This window comes from Pseudomonas tensinigenes (genome assembly GCF_014268445.2).
GTDB lineage: Bacteria > Pseudomonadota > Gammaproteobacteria > Pseudomonadales > Pseudomonadaceae > Aquipseudomonas > Aquipseudomonas tensinigenes.
The window spans coordinates 1-16,704 of sequence record NZ_CP077089.1 but is presented as its reverse complement, the minus strand read 5'-3'; the positions used below and the strand labels follow the sequence as shown (position 1 = coordinate 16,704).

Annotated in this window: 15 protein-coding genes; 9 read left to right on the top strand and 6 right to left on the bottom strand. The window is 60.2% G+C overall.

All coding sequences use genetic code 11. The annotated features are described in order from the left end of the window. The first annotated feature begins 64 nt into the window (after positions 1 to 64). Complete coding sequence (locus tag HU718_RS00075; RefSeq protein WP_186613338.1) at positions 65 to 1,210, top strand: MFS transporter; 1,146 nt, start codon at positions 65 to 67, stop codon at positions 1,208 to 1,210. A gap of 87 nt (positions 1,211 to 1,297) precedes the next feature. Here the strand turns inward: HU718_RS00075 and HU718_RS00070 are convergent, their stop codons facing one another. Next, positions 1,298 to 2,866 carry a phospholipase D family protein gene (locus tag HU718_RS00070; protein ID WP_186613340.1) on the bottom strand — a complete coding sequence of 523 codons (1,569 nt, stop codon included), beginning with the start codon at positions 2,864 to 2,866 and terminating at the stop codon, positions 1,298 to 1,300. A gap of 60 nt (positions 2,867 to 2,926) precedes the next feature. Beyond that, positions 2,927 to 4,348 carry an aminotransferase-like domain-containing protein gene (locus HU718_RS00065; RefSeq protein WP_186613342.1) on the bottom strand — a complete coding sequence of 474 codons (1,422 nt, stop codon included), beginning with the start codon at positions 4,346 to 4,348 and terminating at the stop codon, positions 2,927 to 2,929. Between the two features lie 179 nt (positions 4,349 to 4,527). Between HU718_RS00065 and HU718_RS00060 the strand changes: the two genes are divergently transcribed. Next, a complete protein-coding gene (locus HU718_RS00060) occupies positions 4,528 to 4,773 on the top strand; it encodes a DUF1127 domain-containing protein (protein WP_095119819.1) in 246 nt (81 codons plus the stop codon). Positions 4,774 to 4,915: 142 nt separating this feature from the next. Here the strand turns inward: HU718_RS00060 and HU718_RS00055 are convergent, their stop codons facing one another. Then, positions 4,916 to 6,226 carry an NAD(P)/FAD-dependent oxidoreductase gene (locus HU718_RS00055; protein WP_150706279.1) on the bottom strand — a complete coding sequence of 437 codons (1,311 nt, stop codon included), beginning with the start codon at positions 6,224 to 6,226 and terminating at the stop codon, positions 4,916 to 4,918. 147 nt (positions 6,227 to 6,373) lie between these two features. Here HU718_RS00055 and HU718_RS00050 point away from each other — a divergent pair, with 147 nt between their 5' ends. After that, positions 6,374 to 6,727, top strand: a complete 354-nt coding sequence (locus HU718_RS00050; protein WP_064389779.1) for a YkgJ family cysteine cluster protein — start codon at positions 6,374 to 6,376, stop codon at positions 6,725 to 6,727. Positions 6,728 to 6,837: 110 nt separating this feature from the next. On the opposite strand, the gene HU718_RS00045 is transcribed toward HU718_RS00050, so the two are convergent. Next, the gene (locus HU718_RS00045; protein WP_003177284.1) at positions 6,838 to 7,326 is read right to left on the bottom strand and encodes an Lrp/AsnC ligand binding domain-containing protein; all 489 of its coding nucleotides are present in this window, start codon (positions 7,324 to 7,326) and stop codon (positions 6,838 to 6,840) included. Positions 7,327 to 7,482: 156 nt separating this feature from the next. Between HU718_RS00045 and dadA the strand changes: the two genes are divergently transcribed. From dadA to HU718_RS00015, 6 genes are all read left to right on the top strand, one after another. Further along, the gene (gene dadA, locus HU718_RS00040; RefSeq protein WP_186613344.1) at positions 7,483 to 8,787 is read left to right on the top strand and encodes a D-amino acid dehydrogenase; all 1,305 of its coding nucleotides are present in this window, start codon (positions 7,483 to 7,485) and stop codon (positions 8,785 to 8,787) included. Beyond that, entirely contained in the window at positions 8,759 to 9,112 is a 354-nt protein-coding gene (locus tag HU718_RS00035) for a RidA family protein (RefSeq protein ID WP_038359209.1), read from the top strand. Before dadA ends, HU718_RS00035 begins: the two co-directional genes overlap by 29 nt. Before the next feature lie 94 nt (positions 9,113 to 9,206). Further along, positions 9,207 to 10,280 (top strand): alanine racemase, encoded by a 1,074-nt coding sequence (gene alr / locus HU718_RS00030; RefSeq protein WP_186613347.1) that lies wholly within the window; start codon positions 9,207 to 9,209, stop codon positions 10,278 to 10,280. An 88-nt stretch (positions 10,281 to 10,368) separates the two neighbouring features. Further along, positions 10,369 to 10,917 carry a cupin domain-containing protein gene (locus HU718_RS00025; protein WP_008086779.1) on the top strand — a complete coding sequence of 183 codons (549 nt, stop codon included), beginning with the start codon at positions 10,369 to 10,371 and terminating at the stop codon, positions 10,915 to 10,917. A 181-nt stretch (positions 10,918 to 11,098) separates the two neighbouring features. Then, positions 11,099 to 11,512 (top strand): c-type cytochrome, encoded by a 414-nt coding sequence (locus HU718_RS00020; protein ID WP_150729017.1) that lies wholly within the window; start codon positions 11,099 to 11,101, stop codon positions 11,510 to 11,512. A gap of 495 nt (positions 11,513 to 12,007) precedes the next feature. Next, a complete protein-coding gene (locus HU718_RS00015; protein ID WP_186613349.1) occupies positions 12,008 to 13,930 on the top strand; it encodes an acetyl-CoA hydrolase/transferase C-terminal domain-containing protein in 1,923 nt (640 codons plus the stop codon). Positions 13,931 to 14,062: 132 nt separating this feature from the next. Here the strand turns inward: HU718_RS00015 and HU718_RS00010 are convergent, their stop codons facing one another. Next, positions 14,063 to 14,635 carry a xanthine phosphoribosyltransferase gene (locus HU718_RS00010; protein WP_034152041.1) on the bottom strand — a complete coding sequence of 191 codons (573 nt, stop codon included), beginning with the start codon at positions 14,633 to 14,635 and terminating at the stop codon, positions 14,063 to 14,065. Between the two features lie 59 nt (positions 14,636 to 14,694). Next, positions 14,695 to 16,704 carry a DNA helicase Rep gene (gene rep, locus HU718_RS00005; protein ID WP_186613351.1) on the bottom strand — a complete coding sequence of 670 codons (2,010 nt, stop codon included), beginning with the start codon at positions 16,702 to 16,704 and terminating at the stop codon, positions 14,695 to 14,697.

The window sequence follows — 16,704 nt, the reverse complement described above, 5'->3', positions numbered from 1 at the left end:
AGGCTCGCTCCCACATTTGTTTGATGTGGCCTCCAAAAGATAATTATCCACAGGAGCGTGGAACATGCGGTGGGCGACGTATTTCGCCGTGTTGGCGTCTGTCTTGAGTGTCGGTCTGGCCCTGGGGGTCAGCATGCCGTTGGTGTCATTGCGCCTGGAAGGCTGGGGTTACGGTTCCTTCGCCATTGGGGTAATGGCGGCGATGCCGGCGATTGGCGTGTTGTTGGGCGCGAAGATTTCCAGTCATCTGGCGGCGCGCTTCGGCACGGCCAATCTGATGCGCCTGTGCCTGTGGGCCGGGGCGCTGTCGATCGGTCTGCTGGCGCTGTTGCCGAGCTATCCGATCTGGCTGGTGCTGCGGCTGATGATCGGGGTGATCCTGACCATCGTGTTCATCCTCGGCGAGAGCTGGATCAATCAACTGGTGGTCGAGCACTGGCGCGGTCGCTTGGTGGCGCTGTACGGCAGCAGCTATGCGTTGAGCCAGTTGTCTGGCCCATTGCTGCTGGGTGCGCTCGGCACCGAAAAGGATTACGGATTCTGGGTCGGCGTCGGCCTGCTGTTGGTTTCGCCTTTGCTTCTGTTGGGCCGCAGTGGTGCACCGAGCAGTGAAGCCAGCAGTGTGACGTTCCGCGATCTGTGGGGCTTCGCCCGAGAGCTGCCGGCAATTGCCTGGGCGGTGTCGTTGTTCGCCGCGTTCGAGGCGATGATCCTGACGTTGCTGCCGGTGTATTGCCTGCAACAGGGCTTCACCGCTGAAATCGCGCTGGCGATGGTCAGCACGGTGGTGGTCGGCGATGCGTTGCTGCAGTTGCCGATTGGCGCGTTGGCCGATTACTTGTCGCGGCGTACGTTGTTCGCGGGTTGTGCGGTGGTGTTGATGCTGTCGAGTCTGGCGATTCCAATGTTGCTCGACACGCTGCTGATCTGGCCGTTGTGGGTGTTGTTCGGGGCGAGTGCCGGTGGTTTGTTTACGCTGTCGCTGATTCTGATCGGCGAGCGTTATCGTGACGATGCGCTGGTGCGGGCGAATGCGCATATTGCGCAGCTGTGGGGCGTGGGATGTCTGGTCGGGCCGCTCGCGGCCGGGGCGGGCAGCCAGTGGATCAATGGGCATGCGTTGCCGTTGTTGATGGCGATTGGGGCGTTTGGTTTGGTGATTCTGCTTTTGCGCCAAGGGGCATTCGGACCGATAACCGAGCCTGCCTAAGATCAAAAGATCGCAGCCTTCGGCAGCTCCTACAGTTGAAATGCATTCGTTCTGTAGGAGCTGCTGAAGGCTGCGATCTTTTGCTTTTTAAAGCATTCGCTCAAGCCCTACCGTGGTGCTGAACCACGCGTTGAACCGCCGCCACCAACTCCCCGGCTCTTTGGTCAGGGTATGCATCTGGCCGTTGTCTTCGGTGACCCAGACGATCTGGCCATCCTGTAACTTCGCCTCGTAACTCAGCGCTGGCGCCATGCCTTGCAGCGCCAGTTCGCGCACATGCCCGGCCAGTTCCGGGCTGTCCACCAACACCCCGACTTCGGTGTTCCACAAAACCGAACGCGGATCAAAGTTGAAAGAGCCGATAAACGATTTCTGCCGATCAAAGATCATCGCTTTGCTGTGCAGGCTTGAGTCCGAGCCACGAAACGACTTGCTGTAAAACACATGCGGGCCGCTGCCATAGTTATCCCCAGGCTGACGGCGCAGTTCATACAACTTCACGCCATGCTCCAGCAACGCTTTGCGATACGGCGCATAGCCGCCATGCACCGCCGGCACATCGGTGGCCTCCAGCGCGTTGGTCAGCAGGCTCACCGAGACGCCGGCATCGGCGCGACCGGTCAGGTAAACCAGTCCCGGCTGGCCCGGCACGAAGTACGCCGAAATCATGATCAGCTCTTTGCTCACTCCTCTGAGCTCGGGTGCCAGTTGCGTGGTCAGCAGCAATTGCGGATCCGGTTCGCCCTTGGCCAAGACCTTGCTCGGCGCGTCCCACAACGCCTGATTCCACGCCCAGATCAGTTCTTTGCGCCAGATGTCCATGCGCGGTTCGGTCTTGAACGTCATCAACTGCTGATACAGCGCGTGATTTTGTTTGCGGGTGTCTTCCAGCGATTCTTCCAGGCGTGTGCGGGTGTTCTCCAGGTCCTTGGCGGTCGGTTGGCTGGTAAGGAACTCGTCGATCGGTTTGCTCAGCGCGCTGTTCCAATACTGATCGAAACTTTGGCCGAGTTGCTCAGCCACCGGCCCGACACTGAGCATGTCGATGTCGGTGAAATTCAGATTTGGCTCGGCGTCGAAGTACTCGTCACCCAGATTGCGCCCGCCGACGATGGCCACGCTGTTGTCCGCCAGCCACAGCTTGTTATGCATGCGCCGGTGTTGCAGCGATAGATTGAACAAGCGGCCTGCAGCCCGCGTGACGCCGGTACTGCGGCCAAGGTGCAGTGGATTGAACAGGCGAATCTGAATCTGCGGATGCGCCGCGAGCGTGGCGATGATCTGGTCGAGGCCATCGCTGGTGGTGTCGTCGAGCAGGATGCGCACGCGCACGCCGCGATCAGCGGCCTTGAGCAGTTCCTCCACCAGCATCCGCGTGCTGATGCCGTCGTGGACGATGTAGTACTGCAGATCGAGGCTGGACTGGGCGTTGCGGATCAGTTCGGCGCGGGCGGTGAAGGCCTCGCTGCTGTTCGACAGTAGGCGAAACCCCGAGCGGCCTTGATAGGGCGCCGCTTGCGCCTGAATCGAACGGCCGAAGCTGGAATCGGAAGCCGGCAAAGCCTGACTCGGCTCGCGCGGAACATCGAGACTGGCACAGCCGCTCAGGAACGAGGCGAGTAACAGCAAAGCGAGTAGGGGCTGTCTGAAGCTCACGTAGGGTCATTCCGAATGGCGGCTAGGGTCGGCATATGGACGCGGTTCTCGGGAAAAAGGTCAGTCGGCTTCGGCCAGCAATCTGACCGCTGTCTCGCCGACCTTGCGCACCGCCTCTTCGATCTGCGGTGTCGGTTTGGCAGCGTAGTTCATGCGCAGGCAATTGCGGTACTTGCCCGAAGCGGAAAAGATGCTGCCGACGGCAATCTGTACGCCTTGGTCGTGCAACTCACGATTCAGTTTCAGGGTGTCGAAACCTTCCGGCAATTCGACCCACAACATGAAGCTGCCTTGGGGCCGACTGGCGCGGGTACCTGCCGGGAAATAGCGGGTCACCCAATCGATCATCAGGTCGCGGCTGCGCTGGTATTGCGTGCGCATGCGCCGCAAGTGCGGTTCGAAGTGGCCGGCCTTGAGGAATTCGGCGATGGCGATCTGTGGCTGCGGTGCGGTCGATCCGGTGCTGATGTATTTCATGTGCAGCACGCGCTCGAGGTAGCGGCCCGGCGCGACCCAACCAATACGCAGCCCTGGCGCCAGGGTCTTGGAAAACGAACTGCAGAGCAATACGCGGCCGTCTTCGTCGAAGGATTTGATCGTGCGCGGACGCGGGTAGGTGTAGGCCAGTTCGCCATACACATCGTCTTCGATGATCGCCACGTCGAAGCGCTGGGCGAGGGTAAGCAGGGCGCGTTTGCGTGACTCCGGCATGATGTAGCCGAGCGGGTTGTTGCAGTTCGGGGTGAGCTGGATGACCTTGATCGGCCATTGTTCGAGCGCCAGTTCCAACGCTTCAAGGCTGATCCCGGTGAGTGGGTCGGTGGGGATTTCCAGGGCCTTCATGCCCAGGCCTTTGAGCGTCTGCATGGCGCCGTGAAAGCTTGGCGAGTCCACCGCGACGATGTCGCCCGGCTCGCAGATCGCGTGGATGCTGGTGGACAGCGCTTCGTGACAACCGGTGGTGATCACCAGATCGCTGGCGCTCAACTGGCAGCCGGAATCGAGCATCAGTCGAGCGATCTGTTCGCGCAGCTCGAGGGTGCCGTGAATGTTGTCGTAATACAGGCCGGGCATGTCCTGACGGCGGCTGATCCGTGCCAAGCCGCGCAGCAGCGGTTTCATGGTCGGCGAGCTGATGTCGGGCATGCCGCGACCCAGTTGCACGACATCCTTGCGCGGCACCGCGCGAATCAATTCCAGCACCTGATCCCACTGCGAAATCTCCACCGGCCGTTGCGCCGGGCGGCCGACGACGGGCAGTTCCGGCAGTTCGCGACCGACTGGCACAAAGTAGCCTGATTTGGGTTTCGGCGTGGCCAGACCGCTGTCTTCGAGCATGCGATAGGCCTGTTGCACCGTGCTCAGGCTGACCCCGTGTTCGACGCTCAAGGCGCGCACCGACGGCAACCGATCACCGGGTCGATAGAAGCCGTTTTCGATGCGCGTGCCGAGCAATTCGGCAAGGTTTACATAAAGGGTCATGGCGCTGCCTCGGTGCAGATGATTCGATAAACCAGTACAGATACGGCAAAAATCGACAATTCAGTCAGTAAAGCGGCAAATCTGTATGGGGTTAATACAGTTGCTTTGAATCTGTAATGGTTTTGCTCGCCCGCGCATCATGGAATCTCTGGCTACCCAAGTAAACAGGAGCATTGAAAATGAACGGCTTGAGCGATGTGCGGCTGACGTTACACAGTCAGGAACTGGCGGCAGGGCAGAAGGATCGTGCACGCAATGAGATCATGCGTAACGCACCGTCCGGCCTGAGTCGCTGGAATCTGTTCTGGCATCGTCTGCACACGCGCAAGGCGTTGCTGGCGCTGACGGCGGATCAGCTCAAGGATATCGGGCTGACCCGTGAGCAGGCGCTGGAGGAGGGGTTAAAGCCGTTCTGGCGGATCTGAGATCTGTATTGTTCTTGCGGCCCCTTCGCGAGCAGGCTCGCTCCCACATTGATCTCCAGTGGATACAAGATTCCCATCCACCGCAGATCCCCTGTGGGAGCGAGCCTGCTCGCGAAAGCGGCCTCATGAGCGCCGCAAACCATCAGACCAACTCTTTGAGGCGATGCCACAACATCCCCACCGCCAACAACGGCGAGCGCAAATGCTTGCCGCCCGGGAAGGTGATATGCGGCACCTTGGCAAACAGATCAAAGCCACCGCTGTGCTGCCCGCTGATCGCCTCGGCCAGCAGCTTGCCCGCCAGGTGCGTGGCATTCACGCCGTGGCCGGAATAGGCTTGGGCGTAATACACGTTCGGCTGATCATTGAGCCGGCCGATCTGCGGCAAGCGGTTGGCGCCGATGCCGATCATGCCGCCCCACTGATAATCGATCTTCACCCCGGCCAGTTGCGGGAAGACCTCCAGCATCTTTGGCTGCATATACGCGGCGATGTCTTTCGGATCACGCCCCGAATAATGGCAGGCACCGCCAAACAACAAACGACGATCCGCCGAGAGCCGGTAGTAATCCAGCGCGACACGCTGGTCGCAGACCGCCATGTTCTGCGGCAACAGGCTGTGCGCCTGTTCTTCGCTCAAAGGTTCGGTGGCGATGATGTAGCTGCCGGCGGGCAGGACCTTACCGCTGAGCTGTGAATTCAGATCGTTGAGATAGGCGTTGCAACCGAGCACCAATGTTTTGGCGCGCACCGAACCTTGAGCTGTATGGACTTTGACTTCAGGGCCGTAATCGATACGCGTCACTGCGGAGTGTTCAAACAGTTTGACGCCCAATTGCTGTGCCGCCGCTGCTTCGCCCAATGCGAGATTGAGCGGATGCAAATGCCCTGACCCCATGTCGATCAAACCACCGACATAGCGCCTGGAACCGACCACCGTGTGCATTTCGTGGGCTTGCAGTAAACGGGTTTCGTAGCGATAACCGAGGCTGCGCAACTCTTCGGCGTCTTCGCCAAAACCCTCAAGGTCGGCGGGTTTGTTGGCGAGGTCGCAGTAGCCCCAGGTCAGGTCGCAGGCAATCTGAAAGCGCTCGACCCGCTGGCGAACGATTTCCACCGCTTCCAGGCCCATGAGTTTCATCTCGCGCACGCCGTCGGCACCAATGACGTTGGTGAACTGATCGAGGCCGTGACCGACCCCGCGAATCAATTGCCCGCCGTTGCGACCACTGGCGCCCCAACCGATCTTGTGCGCTTCCAGCAACACTACGCTGAGGCCGCGTTCAGCCAGTTCCAGTGCCGTGTTCAACCCGGAAAAACCGCCACCAACCACGCAGACATCAGCCACCATTTCACCTTGCAGCGCAGGATGATCCGGCTGCGGCAGGCTGCTGGCGGCGTAATAAGAGGCAACGTGGGGTTGGCTCGCGGAGGTGAAGGCGCGGGCAGTCATGGGCGTCATCCAACGGCTAAGTGTCGAGAAAATTTGACGGAGCATAAGCCGCACGCCCAAATGTGGGCAACATTGGTCGGCCTGCGGTGTCTGGATCGCGGCTTTTGCGGCACAATTGCCGTCCATTTCACCTCGGTCACCGCTGCAATGAGCTGCAACAGCCAGAAAATCCGCACTTTGCGTCAGCAGATCCCCTCGTTCGAGTGCGTGCCCGGCTGCCATGACTGCTGCGGCCCGGTGACCACCTCTCCGGAAGAAATGGCGCGCCTGCCGCGCAAGACCCGCGCCGAGCAGGATGCGGCGATGGAGGAGCTGAACTGTGTGCATCTGGGGCCGAATGGCTGCACGGTGTATGAAGAGCGGCCGCTGATTTGCCGGTTGTTCGGTACGACGAAAACCTTGCCTTGTCCGAATGAGCGGCGGCCGGTGGAGTTGATTCATCCGCGCGTGGAGAAGCAGATTTTCGAGTACATGGCGGCGAATCGGCAGGTGTTGGTTTAACGCGTTCACTCGGGACCGAGTCGACGCTTTCGCGAGCAGGCTCGCTCCCACATTTGGAATGCATTTCCCTGTGGGAGCGAGCCTGCTCGCGAATGGAGCGCCACCGATCTTCAATCCGGAATAGGTAAGCTCAAGCTCTCTTTAACCTCTTCCATCACGATATAACTCTTCGACTCCCGCACATGTGGCAGTTTCAACAGAATGTCGCCCAGCAATTTGCGGTACGAGGCCATCTCGGAAATCCGCGCCTTCACCAGATAGTCGAAATCCCCCGACACCAGATGACACTCCAGCACATGCGGCAACTTCAGCACCGCGCGGCGGAACTCCTCGAACGTGTCGCCGGATTTGTAGTCGAGACTGATCTCGACGAACACCAGCAAGCTACCCTTCAAGTGCTGCGGATTCAGCCGGGCGTTGTAGCCCATGATGATCCCTTCGCGCTCCAGACGCCGCACGCGCTCGGTGCACGGCGTGGTCGAGAGCCCAACCTTTTCGCCCAGTTCAGTAAAGGAAATCCGCCCGTCCGCCTGGAGGATCCGCAAGATGTTGCGGTCGATCTTGTCCAGCTCACGTTTGGTCTGAGTGTTGGTACGCATAGGGGATGCGCCTCCGTGAAAAGGGTTTTTGCCGAGAATTGTCGCCAAATATAGGCGCTTATATAGTGAAAAGCACTGGCATTTCTTTTTTACACTGCGCGCATCATTGCTCTAACAACAGACGTACGCGGCCCTGCCGCGATGAGGGATACAAAAATGCGCGTAATGGTCTTGGGTAGCGGCGTCATCGGTACCGCCAGTGCTTACTATCTGGCCCGTGCCGGGTTCGAAGTGGTGGTGGTCGACCGGCAGCCCGCTGCGGCCATGGAGACCAGTTTCGCCAACGCCGGCCAGGTGTCGCCGGGCTATGCCTCGCCGTGGGCCGCGCCGGGCGTGCCGCTGAAAGCGATCAAGTGGTTGCTGCAACGCCACGCCCCTCTCGCGATCAAAGCCACCGCCGACATCGACCAGTACCTGTGGATGGCGCAGATGCTGCGCAACTGCACCGCCAGCCGTTACGCGGTGAACAAGGAGCGCATGGTGCGCCTGTCCGAGTACAGCCGCGACTGCCTCGATGAACTGCGCGCCGAAACCGGCATTGCCTACGAAGGCCGCAGCCTCGGCACCACTCAGCTGTTCCGCACCCAGGCGCAACTCGATGGCGCCGCCAAAGACATCGCCGTGCTGAAAGAGTCCGGTGTGCCGTTTGAAGTCCTCGACCGCGCCGGCATTGCCCGCGTTGAACCGGCGCTGGCGGGCGTGACTGACATCCTCGCCGGTGCCCTGCGCCTGCCGAATGACCAGACCGGCGACTGCCAGATCTTCACCACCCGTCTCGCCGAAATGGCAGTGAAGCTCGGTGTCGAATTCCGCTTCGGCCAGGACATTCAGAAACTCGACTACGCCGGTGATCGCATCAACGGTGTGTGGATCGACGGCAAGCTGGAAACCGCCGACCGCTACGTGCTGGCCCTCGGCAGCTACTCGCCGCAACTGCTCAAACCGCTGGGCATCAAGGCCCCGGTGTATCCGCTCAAGGGTTACTCGCTGACCGTGCCGATCACCAACCCGGCGATGGCCCCGACCTCGACCATTCTCGACGAGACCTACAAGGTCGCGATCACCCGTTTCGACAACCGCATCCGCGTTGGCGGCATGGCCGAGATCGCCGGTTTTGACCTGTCGCTGAACCCGCGCCGCCGCGAAACCCTGGAGATGATCGTCAACGACCTTTATCCTCAGGGCGGCAATCTGGCCGAGGCGAGTTTCTGGACCGGTCTGCGTCCGACCACCCCGGACGGCACGCCAATCGTTGGCGCCACGCCGTTCAAGAACCTGTTTCTCAACACCGGTCATGGCACGCTCGGTTGGACCATGGCGTGCGGTTCCGGTCGTTTGCTGGCCGACCTGATGGCGAAGAAAAAGCCACAGATCAGCGCCGAAGGCCTCGATATTTCCCGTTACGGCAACAAAACTCAGGAGTCCGCAAAACATGGCAATCCAGCGCCAGCTCACCAATGAGCGCATGAGTCAGATCGTCAGCCACAACGGCACCGTGTATCTGGCGGGGCAGGTCGGCGACGACTTCGACGCCGGGATTGAACAGCAGACCCGTGACGTACTGGCCAATATCGAGCGTTTGCTTGATCTGGCCGGGACTGACAAACAGCATCTGTTGTCGGCGACGATCTACCTGAACGACATCGAAGCGCACTTCGCCGGGATGAACTCGGTGTGGGACCAGTGGCTGCCAAAAGGCGCTGCCCCGGCCCGTGCCACCGTCGAAGCGAAAATGGCCAAGCCGAGCATTCTGGTAGAAATCTCTATCGTCGCCGCGCTGCCGTAACCGTTGTAAAGATCCCTCTCCCGGCGCTGTTGGCGGTTCACGTCGTCAGTCGGCGCCGGTTTTTCTTCCCATGACCGCCTAGAAGTCTGCCGCCATGCGTCCTGCCCGTGCCCTGATCGACCTAGAAACCCTGCGCCACAACTACCGAATTGCCCGCGAAGTCACCGGCGCCAAGGCGCTTGCCGTGATCAAGGCGGACGCCTATGGCCATGGCGCGGTGCGTTGCGCGCAGGCGCTGGAAGCCGAGGCCGACGGTTTTGCCGTGGCCTGCATCGAGGAGGCTTTGGAGCTGCGCGCTGCCGGTATTCGTGCGCCGGTGTTGTTGCTGGAAGGGATCTTCGAGGCCGATGAGCTGGCGTTGATCGTCGAGCATGATTTCTGGACGGTGGTGCATTCGCTGTGGCAGCTCGAAGCGATCGAGCAGGCGGCACTGAGCAAACCGATTACCGTGTGGCTGAAGCTCGATTCGGGCATGCACCGCGTCGGTCTACATCCAAAGGATTATCCGGCGGCTTACCAGCGTCTGCTGGCCAGCGGCAAAGTGGCGAAGATCGTCTTGATGAGCCACTTTGCCCGCGCCGATGAGCTGCAAGCGCAGAGCAGCACCGAGCAAGTCGCGGTGTTTGAAGCGGCGCGTCAGGGTCTGGCGGCGGAAGTCAGCTTGCGCAACTCGCCGGCCGTGCTCGGATGGCCCAAGATCCACAGTGACTGGGTGCGTCCGGGCATCATGCTTTACGGCGCGACTCCGTTCGAAGAAGCCAACGCCGTGGCTGATCGCCTGCAACCGGTGATGACCCTCGAATCGAAAGTCATCTGCGTACGCGAACTGCCTGCTGGCGAACCGATCGGCTACGGCGCCAAATTCATCACCGACAAGCCGATGCGCATCGGCGTGGTCGCCATGGGTTACGCTGACGGCTACCCGCGTCAGGCGCCGACCGGCACCCCGGTTTTGGTGGCGGGCAAACGCAGCCGCATTCTCGGTCGCGTGTCGATGGACATGCTCTGCATCGATCTGACCGATGTGCCGGAAGCAGGCCTCGGTTCGACCGTCGAGCTGTGGGGCAAAAACATCCTCGCCAGCGAAGTGGCGCACTGGGCGGACACCATTCCGTACCAGATCTTCTGCAACCTGCGTCGAGTGCCAAGGCTCTATTCCGAGGGTTGACGCCGCTGCGGGGGCCAAGTGTTGTAAATACTGAACGCTGTCGCCATGATAACGCTCAATATTCTTACAACATCAGGAGGCTCCCGCCTTGGACGTCGGTGAACGACTGCAATCGATCCGCAAGCTCAAAGGGCTTTCCCAGCGTGAACTCGCCAAACGCGCGGGCGTCACCAACAGCACCATTTCGATGATCGAAAAGAACAGCGTCAGCCCTTCGATCAGTTCGCTGAGAAAGGTGCTGGGGGGCATCCCCATGTCCATGGTCGAGTTCTTTTCCGAAGAAATCCTGCAGGAAGTCCCGACCCAGATCGTCTACAAGGCCAACGAGCTGATCGACATTTCCGACGGCGCCGTGACCATGAAACTGGTCGGCCGCGCGCACCCCAGCCGCGCCATCGCCTTCCTCAATGAAATCTACCCGCCGGGCGCCGATACCGGCGAAGAAATGCTCACCCATGAAGGCGAGGAAACCGGGATTCTGGTGGAAGGTCGTCTGGAACTGGTGGTGGGTCTGGAAACTTTTATTCTCGAAGCCGGCGACAGCTACTACTTTGAAAGTACCAAGCCGCATCGTTTCCGTAATCCGTTCGACTTGCCTGCGCGACTAATCAGCGCAGCCACGCCGGCGAATTTTTAACAAAGAGGCGCCAGGCCATTACGGCAAAGGCACCCGGACAGTTTTTCTACCGTGCGGTATAACCCCTTCGACTATGGGGTTGTTTCAGTGTGACGGGCTACCCGCTATACTTCCGCCCGCCTGCGAACCGTGGCCGCAGGCGTGAATAGCCACCATTGAGGGTGAACGCGTGAATCTAATTATGAAAATGCTGGCTGTACCAGCAACCGTATTGGCCCTCTGGGCTGTCAGCGCTCAAGCTGCGACGAATGACGACATTGCCAAACGCCTCGAGCCGGTTGGCCAGGTGTGTGTACAGGGGCAGGAATGCAAAGGGATGGAAGTGGCTGCGACTGCCGGCGGCGGTGATGCCAAGACTCCAGATTCAATCATTGCCAAACATTGCAACGCGTGCCATGGCTCCGGCCTTTTAGGCGCGCCGAAAATCGGTGACACCGCCGCCTGGAAGGAACGCGCCGATCACCAGGGTGGCCTCGACGGCATCCTCGCCAAGGCCATCACCGGCATCAACGCCATGCCACCGAAAGGCACCTGCGCTGACTGCACCGATGCTGACCTGAAAGGCGCAATCGAGAAGATGTCCGGCCTGAAATAAGCCGCGCTTCTGACGAAAAAAACCGTCTTCGGACGGTTTTTTTGTGCCTGCGATTCAAGAGCCCCTCACCCCAGCCCTCTCCCGGAGGGAGAGGGGGCCGACCGAGGTGTCTTTCGCTATACATCGACCTGAAAGACCTTAGCGATTATGGATTCAGCAAAGCAAATTCACGTCGGCGTACCTCCCAAATATACCCCATTCAGTCCCCTCTCCCTCCCGGAGGGAGAGGGAGCCGACCGTGATGTCTTTCGTCCGGCATCGACCTGAAACATCAAGTCGATTATGGATTCGGCAAAGCAGGTTCACGTCGGCGTACCTTTCCAATATCCCCCAATCAGTCCCCTCTACCTCTGGGAGAGGGCTAGGGTGAGGGCAACAATTTCGAGTCGGAAAACATTTCAAGAACAGCGCACACTCACTCTGAAGCTGTTCATTGCAGCAAACTCAAGGCAAGCTCGGTCTACCCCTATTCACGGAACGGGGAGGAGGCTTCAGATGGTGCAGTTGTGTTCGATCGAACAGGCAGTGGACGACGTGCTGGCACGCTTGCCGGCGCACATCCACATGGGCATGCCGCTGGGCCTGGGCAAGCCCAATCACTTCGTCAACGCGCTGTACCGGCGGATCAAAAGCCTGCCCGAGCGGCAACTGACGATCTATACCGCACTGTGCCTCGGCCGCCCGGCATTGGGCGATGGCTTGCAAAAGCGCTTTATCGAACCCTTCGTCGAGCGCGTCTTCGGTGACTACCCGGAATTCGATTTCCTCGCCGACCTGCACCGCGACAGCCTGCCCGCCAACATCCGCATCGAACAGTTCTTCATGCAACCCGGCAGCCTGCTCAACAGCGCGCCGGCCCAGCAGGATTACGTTAGCAGCAACTACAGCCACGCTGCTCGCGACATCAACGCCGCCGGCCTGAATCTGGTGGCGCAGTTATTGGCCAGCAGCAGCGAGCATCCCGATCGACTGAGCCTGAGTTGCAACCCGGACATCACCCTCGACCTGTTGCCGATGATCGCCAAGCGCCGGGACGCCGGGGAGACGATTCTGCTGGTCGGCCAGGTGCACACCGATTTGCCGTATATGCCCGGCGATGCTGAAGTCGATATCGACACCTTCGACCTGCTGATCGACGCTAAGGACAGCAGCACGCTGTTTTCCACGCCGAACATGCCGGTCGGGTTTCAGGACCATTTCATTGGCTTGCACGCGAGTACGCTGGTGCGCGACGGCGGTACGTTGCAGATCGGCATCGGCTCGATGGGCGACGCGTTGACCGCCGCATTGCTGGCGCGTCAGGCGGATAACGCCGGGTACAAGGCGTTGTTAGATGACATCAACCTCAGCCAATGGGCGCAACTGATCCACCGTGAGGGCGGCACCGGGCCATTCGCCAAAGGCCTTTACGGCTGCAGCGAAATGTTCGTCAACGGCCTGCTGGTGCTGGCGGATGCCGGGATCATCCGGCGCAAGGTCTATCCGGATGTGCCGACCCAAGAACAGGCCAACGCCGGCACCCTCGACGAGGCCGCGCAGACTGACGGCATCTCGGTGCACGGCGGCTTCTTCCTCGGTCCGCGCAGTTTCTACGAGCGCCTGCGTGAGTTACCGCAGAGCAAGCGCCTTGAATTCAACATGACCCGCATCAGCTACATCAACGAGCTCTACGGGCAGGAAGAACTCAAGCGCTTGCAGCGTCTTGATGCGCGGTTTATCAACACTGTTTTCACCATGACGTTGCTGGGCGCCGGTGTGGCGGATCAACTGGAGGATGGCCGAGTACTCAGCGGTGTCGGCGGGCAGTACAACTTCGTCGCGCAGGGTCACGCGTTGCACGATGCCCGTTCGATTCTGATCCTGCGCAGCTGGCGTGAATCCGGTGGCGACGTCAGTTCCAACATCGTCTGGGAATACGGCCATTGCACGATCCCACGGCACCTGCGCGATATCGTCGTGACCGAATACGGCATCGCCGATCTGCGCGGCAAATCTGACGCGGTGGTGATTGAGTCGCTGCTGAATATCAGCGATTCACGCTTCCAGCAGGGCCTGATCGAACAAGCGCAAAAGGTCGGCAAACTGCCAAAAGATTTCCGCCTCGACCCACGCTTCGCCGACAACACGCCACAGCGTTTGCAGGCGATCGCCGCACGGCACAAAAACCTCTTTCCGGAATACCCGCTGGGCTGTGATTTCACCGCGATCGAACGGGATCTATTGCGTGCGCTGAACTGGCTAAAAAGCAAATTCAAACTCACCGAAATCCTCGAACTCGGCAAAGCCGCCCTCGACGCCCCCGAGGCATCGCTCTACCCCGAACACCTTGAGCGCATGCAACTCACAAACCCGGAAGGCCTGAAAGAAGACCTCTTCCAACGCCTGCTCCTCACCGGCCTGAAAGCCACCGCGCAGTAACTGCTCACCGCAAAACCCACTGTGGGAGCGAGCCTGCTCGCGAAAGCGGTGTATCAGTCAACCAAGATGTCGACTGACCCTAAGCATTCGCGAGCAGGCTCGCTCCCACAGGGGGACTGCGGTGCTGCTGGCTTATTCGATGAAGGTGACCACGCCACCCGTCAGCGATTTCACGCGGGCCAGCGACTCTACGCGGTAACCCTGCGAGTCCAGCTCGGCGCGGCCGCCCTGGAACGACTTCTCGATGACGATGCCCAGACCGGCAACGGTCGCGCCGGCCTGTTTGATGATCGAGATCAGCGCTTGCGAGGCCTTACCGTTGGCCAAAAAGTCGTCGATGATCAGCACGCGGTCGCTGCTGGTCAGGTGACGCGGGGAGATGGCCACGGTGCTTTCGGTCTTTTTGGTGAACGAGTAAACGGTCGCCGACAGCAGGTTTTCCGTCAGGGTCAGGGACTGTTGCTTGCGGGCGAAGATCACCGGCACGCCGAGGTTCAGACCGGTCATGATCGCCGGGGCGATGCCCGAGGCTTCGATGGTGACGATCTTGGTGATGCCCGAGTCCTTGAACAGCGAGGCGAATTCGTCGCCGATCAGCTTCATCAGGGCCGGGTCGATCTGGTGGTTCAGGAAGGCGTCGACCTTCAGGACCTGGTCGGAAAGCACAATGCCTTGTTCGCGGATTTTCTGCTGCAATGCTTCCATGAAGCTGTCCTCTTTTGGCGCTTTGTGCGCCGAAGGTCTAGTAAAAAAAGTGGTCAATTCTAGCGCTTTAACATCGCGCGTATATCAGCCAATGCGCTATTGCCGCGCACGACTTTGACTTCGGTCGGTGTGTCGTCGTTGCCTTCCCACGCCAGATCGTCCGGTGGCAGCTCATCGAGGAAACGGCTCGGCGCGCAGTCGATGATCTCGCCGTACTGCTTGCGCTTGGCGGCGAAAGTGAACGCCAGGGTCTGGCGCGCGCGGGTGATGCCCACGTAGGCCAGGCGGCGTTCTTCTTCGATGGTGTCGGCTTCGATGCTAGAACGGTGCGGGAGGATTTCCTCTTCCATGCCCATGATGAACACGTAGGGGAATTCCAGACCCTTTGACGCATGCAGGGTCATCATCTGCACGCCTTCGGCGCCGTCCTCTTCTTCCTGCTGACGCTCGAGCATGTCACGCAGGACCAGCTTGCCGATGGCGTCCTCGACGGTCATTTCGCCTTCTTCGTCCTTCTCGAGGGTGTTTTTCAATGCCTCGATCAGGAACCAGACGTTGCTCATCCGGTAGTCGGCAGCCTTGTCGCTGGAGCTATTGGTGCGCAGCCAGTTCTCGTAGTCGATGTCCATGACCATGCTGCGCAGCGCCGAGATCGGATCCTCGCCGGCGCACTGTTCGCGGACCTTGTCCATAAAGCGCTTGAAGCGCCCCAGGCGATCGGTGAAGCGGCTGTCCAGATGCTCGCCCAGACCGATTTCGTCGGTGGCGGCGTACATCGAGATCTTGCGTTCGGTGGCGTAGTTGCCGAGTTTTTCCAGGGTGGTCGAGCCGATTTCCCGGCGCGGCACGTTGATCACCCGCAGGAAGGCGTTGTCATCGTCCGGGTTGACGATCAGGCGGAAGTAGGCCATCAGGTCCTTCACTTCCTGGCGACCGAAGAAGCTGTTGCCGCCGCTCAAGCGGTACGGCACCTGATGGTGCTGCAGCTTCAGCTCGATCAGCTTGGCCTGATAGTTACCGCGATAGAGAATCGCGAAGTCGCTGTACGGGCGGTCGGTGCGCAAGTGCAGGCTGAGGATTTCCATCGCCACGCGCTCGGCTTCGGCGTCTTCGTTGCGGCAGCGGATCACGCGGATTTCGTCGCCGTGGCCCATTTCACTCCACAGCTGCTTTTCGAATTCGTGCGGGTTGTTCGAGATCAGCACGTTGGCGCAGCGCAGGATGCGGCTGGTCGAGCGGTAATTCTGCTCGAGCATCACCACTTTCAGCGATGGGTAGTCGTCCTTCAGCAGCATCAGGTTTTCCGGCCGCGCGCCACGCCAGGCGTAGATCGACTGGTCGTCGTCGCCTACCACGGTGAACTGGTTGCGCTTGCCGATGAGCATTTTTACCAGCAGGTATTGGCTGGCGTTGGTGTCCTGGTATTCGTCGACCAGCAGGTAGCGCACCTTGTTCTGCCACTTTTCGAGGATGTCGGCGTGCTCTTCGAAGAGTTTTACCGGCAACAGGATCAGGTCGTCGAAGTCCACCGCGTTGAACGCCTTGAGAGTGCGCTGATAGTGGGTGTAGACGATCGCGGCGGTCTGCTCCTTGGGATTACGCGCGTTCTCCAGCGCCTGAGGCGGCAGGATCAGGTCGTTTTTCCAGGCGCCGATCATGTTCTTGATCTCGTCGACGCCGTCGTCGCCCGCGTATTCCTTCTGCATGATGTCGGTCATCAGGGACTTGACGTCGGTCTCGTCGAAGATCGAGAAACCGGGCTTGTAGCCCAACCGCACGTGCTCCTTGCGGATGATGTTCAGACCGAGGTTGTGGAAGGTGCAGACGGTCAGGCCGCGACCTTCGCCGGCGCGCAACAGGGTACCGACCCGCTCTTTCATCTCGCGCGCGGCCTTGTTGGTAAAGGTCATGGCGACGATGTACTGGGCGCGGATACCGCAGTTCTGGATCAGGTGCGCGATTTTGCGCGTGATCACGCTGGTCTTGCCGGAGCCAGCACCGGCGAGCACCAATAGAGGGCCGCCGACGTAGTTCACGGCTTCTTGCTGCCGGGGATTGAGTCGGGACAT

Excerpts from the sequence above, each read along its gene's own strand:
- HU718_RS00075 (WP_186613338.1), top strand. The coding sequence starts at position 65 with ATGCGGTGGGCGACGTATTTCGCCGTGTTGGCGTCTGTCTTGAGTGTC.
- HU718_RS00065 (WP_186613342.1), bottom strand. The coding sequence starts at position 4,348 with ATGACCCTTTATGTAAACCTTGCCGAATTGCTCGGCACGCGCATCGAA.
- HU718_RS00060 (WP_095119819.1), top strand. The coding sequence starts at position 4,528 with ATGAACGGCTTGAGCGATGTGCGGCTGACGTTACACAGTCAGGAACTG.
- HU718_RS00055 (WP_150706279.1), bottom strand. The coding sequence starts at position 6,226 with ATGACTGCCCGCGCCTTCACCTCCGCGAGCCAACCCCACGTTGCCTCT.
- HU718_RS00050 (WP_064389779.1), top strand. The coding sequence starts at position 6,374 with ATGAGCTGCAACAGCCAGAAAATCCGCACTTTGCGTCAGCAGATCCCC.
- HU718_RS00045 (WP_003177284.1), bottom strand. The coding sequence starts at position 7,326 with ATGCGTACCAACACTCAGACCAAACGTGAGCTGGACAAGATCGACCGC.
- dadA (WP_186613344.1), top strand. The coding sequence starts at position 7,483 with ATGCGCGTAATGGTCTTGGGTAGCGGCGTCATCGGTACCGCCAGTGCT.
- HU718_RS00035 (WP_038359209.1), top strand. The coding sequence starts at position 8,759 with ATGGCAATCCAGCGCCAGCTCACCAATGAGCGCATGAGTCAGATCGTC.
- alr (WP_186613347.1), top strand. The coding sequence starts at position 9,207 with ATGCGTCCTGCCCGTGCCCTGATCGACCTAGAAACCCTGCGCCACAAC.
- HU718_RS00020 (WP_150729017.1), top strand. The coding sequence starts at position 11,099 with ATGAAAATGCTGGCTGTACCAGCAACCGTATTGGCCCTCTGGGCTGTC.
- HU718_RS00015 (WP_186613349.1), top strand. The coding sequence starts at position 12,008 with ATGGTGCAGTTGTGTTCGATCGAACAGGCAGTGGACGACGTGCTGGCA.
- HU718_RS00010 (WP_034152041.1), bottom strand. The coding sequence starts at position 14,635 with ATGGAAGCATTGCAGCAGAAAATCCGCGAACAAGGCATTGTGCTTTCC.
- rep (WP_186613351.1), bottom strand. The coding sequence starts at position 16,704 with ATGTCCCGACTCAATCCCCGGCAGCAAGAAGCCGTGAACTACGTCGGC.